Annotated in this window: 5 protein-coding genes; all 5 read left to right on the plus strand. The window is 29.1% G+C overall.

What is annotated here, in order from left to right; genetic code table 11:
- The first annotated feature begins 255 nt into the window (after positions 1–255).
- The 5 genes from ACVHXK_RS18440 (at position 256) to ACVHXK_RS18460 (ending at position 4,759) form a co-directional block, all read left to right on the plus strand.
- Complete coding sequence (locus tag ACVHXK_RS18440) at positions 256–843, plus strand: transposase (RefSeq protein WP_461207876.1); 588 nt, start codon at positions 256–258, stop codon at positions 841–843.
- Positions 844–1,246: 403 nt separating this feature from the next.
- On the plus strand, positions 1,247–2,281 hold the full coding sequence (locus ACVHXK_RS18445; protein WP_461207877.1) for a hypothetical protein: 1,035 nt from the start codon (positions 1,247–1,249) through the stop codon (positions 2,279–2,281).
- A gap of 16 nt (positions 2,282–2,297) precedes the next feature.
- The gene (locus ACVHXK_RS18450; protein ID WP_461207878.1) at positions 2,298–2,795 is read left to right on the plus strand and encodes a toxin-antitoxin system YwqK family antitoxin; all 498 of its coding nucleotides are present in this window, start codon (positions 2,298–2,300) and stop codon (positions 2,793–2,795) included.
- A gap of 508 nt (positions 2,796–3,303) precedes the next feature.
- On the plus strand, positions 3,304–3,453 hold the full coding sequence (locus ACVHXK_RS18455; protein ID WP_461207879.1) for a formate dehydrogenase accessory sulfurtransferase FdhD: 150 nt from the start codon (positions 3,304–3,306) through the stop codon (positions 3,451–3,453).
- 283 nt (positions 3,454–3,736) lie between these two features.
- Positions 3,737–4,759 carry a macro domain-containing protein gene (locus ACVHXK_RS18460; RefSeq protein ID WP_461207880.1) on the plus strand — a complete coding sequence of 341 codons (1,023 nt, stop codon included), beginning with the start codon at positions 3,737–3,739 and terminating at the stop codon, positions 4,757–4,759.
- The last annotated feature ends 30 nt before the right edge of the window (positions 4,760–4,789 follow it).

Raw genomic sequence — 4,789 nt, forward strand, 5'->3', positions numbered from 1 at the left:
TTTAATTTCCAATTGTATAAATTAAAATAGCCATCAAGCATTGGAATAAAATTGTATTCTTAGGTTGATGGCTATGCTAAGAGCACCGGTACTGATGAACAATATATGAACAAATATGTAAAAAAAGTAATAGAAAAAGAAAATAGAATTTCAGAATTGAAAAAGTCACTTCTATAAATTTTTAGAACATTGTTTAAATGTCATTAAAATTGGGCATATTTAAGCAAGAACTAAAAGTAAAGAGAGTGATTTTTTATGATCAATAAAGTAAGAGTATGGTATCCTAACACTACCCATCACGTAACTATTAGAGGTAATAGAAGAAATGATATTTTCAGAGATAAAGAAGATTTTGAAGTTTATTTAGCACAATTGGAAGGAAACATAAAGTATTATAAAAATGAGTATGATATTGTGTGTTATTGCCTAATGGATAACCACGTACATTTATTGTTACATACTTATGATAAGCATATTAACTATTTTATGAAAAGAATAAATAGTATATATCCAAGGTATTTCAATAATAAGTATAATTATTGTGGACATCTTTATGAAAAAAGATATTTTTCTGAAATTGTAGATAGTGACTCTCAAATGTTAGAAACTAGCAGGTACATACATCTAAATCCTATAAGAGCAAATATAGTGGATAAGCCAGAGTATTATAATTGGAGTAGTTATTCCATGTATATTGGTGACAAAAAAGAAAAGTTTATTAATTCATCTATGATACTAAATTATTTTAATGTTAGTGATAGAAGGAAAGAATATAAAAGTTTTGTTGAGCAAGTGATTAGGAATTCAGGTAATTCTGATAAATTAGAACTTATAAGAAACTAATTCTTTAAAGGAAAATTTACGGATATTAACTTTTATTGACAAGGTTTACAATTTGTTAATTAGCAACGGTGCTTCTTGTGAGGAGACGTAGTCGACGAACTTGTTATCATAAGGCGCCAAGGAACCCTGGATATAGAAAAAAATCCACCCAGGGTTCTTTGTGAGCGAGCCAATGGACGATGTTCACTTGCTATTGTGTTTCTTCTGAATTTAGTAGGGATTATGGCTTTGATATGATTGATAATTATAAGGATGAAATATATCAATAGATAATAAAATTTCTAATAAACACAAAATCTGTGCAGAAACTACAAAAGCATATGTATATTAGTAATAGAGGCAAAAAAGGATCATTCAATTACGGATGGTTCTTTTATTTTGCAAAAAATAGGAGGAGATAAAAATGAAACTAAAAGAAAAGGAGAAACAACTATTTCAAAAATGGGCTATTCAGTATTTTGCAAATGAAAAGAAATTAAGCAGTAAGGATATTTTTGAGAGGCTACAGAAGGACCTACCTAGTTTAATTAAAGGGATTAAGAAGGTGTCAAAAAAGAGTGGAGTAGTAGCTTATATTGGAAGATGTTTGTTACCAGAGTTCAGAAGAGAGGGATGGTTAGATTATAAGAAGGGTTATTGGAGTGTGAAAATAGTTCCAGGAAGATGTGCGCAATGTTTTAAGCTTATAGATGATGTATACTATATTGATTCTGATGATAGACATTTTTGCTGCGAGGATTGCTGTGAAGAGTTTTATGAGTTTTATGATTTAGGGGAAGATTATAATCCATATTGGGATGAATATAGCATGATGTATATTGAATTTATTGATATGTATCCTAAGATTGAAAGTTATAAAATAGTAAATGCAACAGATATAGATATTGACCCATTGGAACATATTAAATTGATTAATTTTATTAAAGACATAGAAGAAATAATATACGACAGTGAATATGAAGAAATAGTAGATGATGAAGGTGGAGATGGAGCTTTTGCAGCAGAGGTTTATCGTATGTATTGTATTTTAAAGAATGGACTTGAGGAACTAATAGATATTGAAGGAAAAGTGAGAGAGAAGAGACCGGAGGAAATAGAATTATATTCAATAGTAATTGACTATGATTATTTAGTAAATGAGGGTAAAAAAAATAAATCATTACAGAAATTTATTAAGAAGAATACAAAGTTTTTGATGGAAAATCGCAGTAATATTTGGATTACTTCAGAGTTTGAAAAACGGAGTAAGTGGTACGATGAGTTTAAGAAAAGAATGGACGGTTATATAAGCTATAAGAATTACTATCAGTGTCCTAATTGTGGGGCTATAAGTGAATATAATCGTACTTGGAGAGCTATTGATGATTACCATTATTGTGAGAAATGTTATGAGGATGTTAAGTGCAGTGGGGGATTTAATCGTAGAGATGATTATTAAAAAAGGGGTGCAAATTATGAATGGTAAAGCAAAATGGGAAATAATATATTATCCATCTGGAAAGATAAAATATGAAGGTTTTACAAAATGCGAGGAGAGTATGAAAGAATTAGTTCCATCTGGACAAGGTATAAGATATTTTGAAAATGGAGTAAAACATATGGAGGGAAGTTTTGGTGATGATTGGTTTATAGAAACTGGTAGAGAGTATTATGAAAATGGAAATCTAAAATTTATAGGAGAGTATAATAAAGGACCTAGGCAATACTATGGACCTAGATATTTTCAACAAGGAAGAATTTATTATGAAACAGGAGAGCTTTGGTATGAAGGAACTTTTTGTATTAAAAGATGTGGTTCAATTGGGTATCCTGTATTTAGGGAAAGAGATTCTTTCTTGAAAGGCTCTGAGTATGATAAGGATGGCAATCATATTAAGGTGTATGGGGAGTGTGAAGAGAAGGTTCGGCATTTGCAATTCTTTGCTAGTAGTACTAGTGAATATATACAATAATCAATTTTAGCTATCAACAATTTTTAAGTTTTGTTGATAGACTATTTGGAAGAAATCAAATTAATGAGTTATCTTTTTTACTAATATGATGGGTTACTATATAGCAAGCTCAACCTAAAGGTTTCACAAATACCCCAGAGGTCCAAATTTATGGGTAGATGTATTGCTAGAAAATATTCTATAGGGATATATTAAATGCAAAGGTAGATTTTTTCAAAAGCTCATTGCTCTTAGGTATTCCTTTAGGGTTATAATTGGTTTGCAAAAAAATCTTTGAATTAAGAAACGGAAGGACAATCTTTATAAACTTCAAAAAATAAGCTTATAAAGATTGTCCTTTTTCTTTTGTCTAAGTTTAGTGCAGAAATACATAGATATTCATTTACTTGATTTTTCTTTTTACTGATAAATTGCAGTAAATTAAGTATTTAATTTTATATGGCCTTGTGCCGCTCGAAACAAAAATATTGCAGCTAATTTAGATTAATCATTATAGTCAGATATTTTAATGAAAACCGCAAAGGCAAAAATACCTATTTTAGTATCACATTCAGCAACTACTGAGTTTGCAGTGAAAATGGCGAGAACTGTAAATATAACTTTAATTGGTTTCGCTCGTGGTAATAGAATGAATATATATTTAAATCTTTTTATTTAATTCTATCTATTATTACAAAATTGTATATATTTATATGAAAATACTTAAAATGCTTTATAAATTATTGGAAATATTATAAAATGTAGACAAGATATTTTTGAGTGTTTAGTAGAAAAAATTATATCACGGAATTACCACTATGATAATTATTATTTTAAATCCATTTATAATGAAAATTTTGCACTAAAATTATATTAAGAGTGGAAAAATTTTAGGAGCATTACTTAGTTTAAAGGATATTTTTTTGAAAGAGATGATGTTATATAAAAGGAGATACTTAATTATGCCAATACAAATAATCAGAAATGATATAACTAAAATGGAAGTAGATGTAATAGTTAACGCGGCAAATACTAGACTAAAAATGGGTGGTGGAGTATGTGGTGCTATTTTTCATGCTGCAGGAGTAAAAGAGCTTCAAGAGGAATGTGATAGTATTAGGTACTGCAAGGTTGGACAAGCTGTCATAACTAGTGGATATAATCTTTCATCAAAATATGTTATTCATACTGTAGGACCTATATGGAAGGATGGAAACTCAGGGGAAGCAGATAAATTATATAACTGTTATATTAATTCTTTAAAGCTTGCTTTACAGTATAAATGTGATTCCATGACCTTTCCATTAATATCTTCAGGTATTTATGGTTATCCAAAAGACCAGGCTCTTCACATAGCTGTTACTGCAATAAGCGAATTTTTATTGAATCACGATATCATGGTATATTTAGTAGTTTATGATAAAAAAGCTTCTATTTTAAGTGAAAAACTATTTTCTAAAATTGAAAAATATATTGATGAGAATTATGTTAAAGAGGAAAAATCTAATAAGCGCAGAAGATATGAAGACCTTCGTGAGTTTTTACCAATGCAACAAATGGAATCTAAAAGAATGGAATGTGATGAGTGTTCTTCAGCTGAAATAAAAAAAAGCAACCGCAAGCTTGAGGATTTAGTTAATCAATTAGATGAATCTTTTACTAATATGCTTTTACGACTTATTGATGATAAGAGCATGACTGATGCCGAAACATATAAGAGGGCAAATATAAGTAGGAAGCTTTTCTCGAAAATTAAAAATAATGAGAATTATAAGCCTAGTAAGTTAACAGCTATAGCTTTTGCTATTTCATTAAAATTGAATTTAGATGAAACTTTTGATTTGCTAAGTAAAGCAGGATATACATTATCTCATAGTAGTAAGTTTGATGTAATTATTGAATATTTTATAATCCAGGGAAATTATAACATTTATGAAATTAATGAAGCTTTGTTTGACTATGATCAATCTCTTCTTGGTGCATAATTGTCGCTTTGAAAGCGACCAATCTAAATT

This window comes from Clostridium sp. DL1XJH146 (assembly GCF_054819755.1).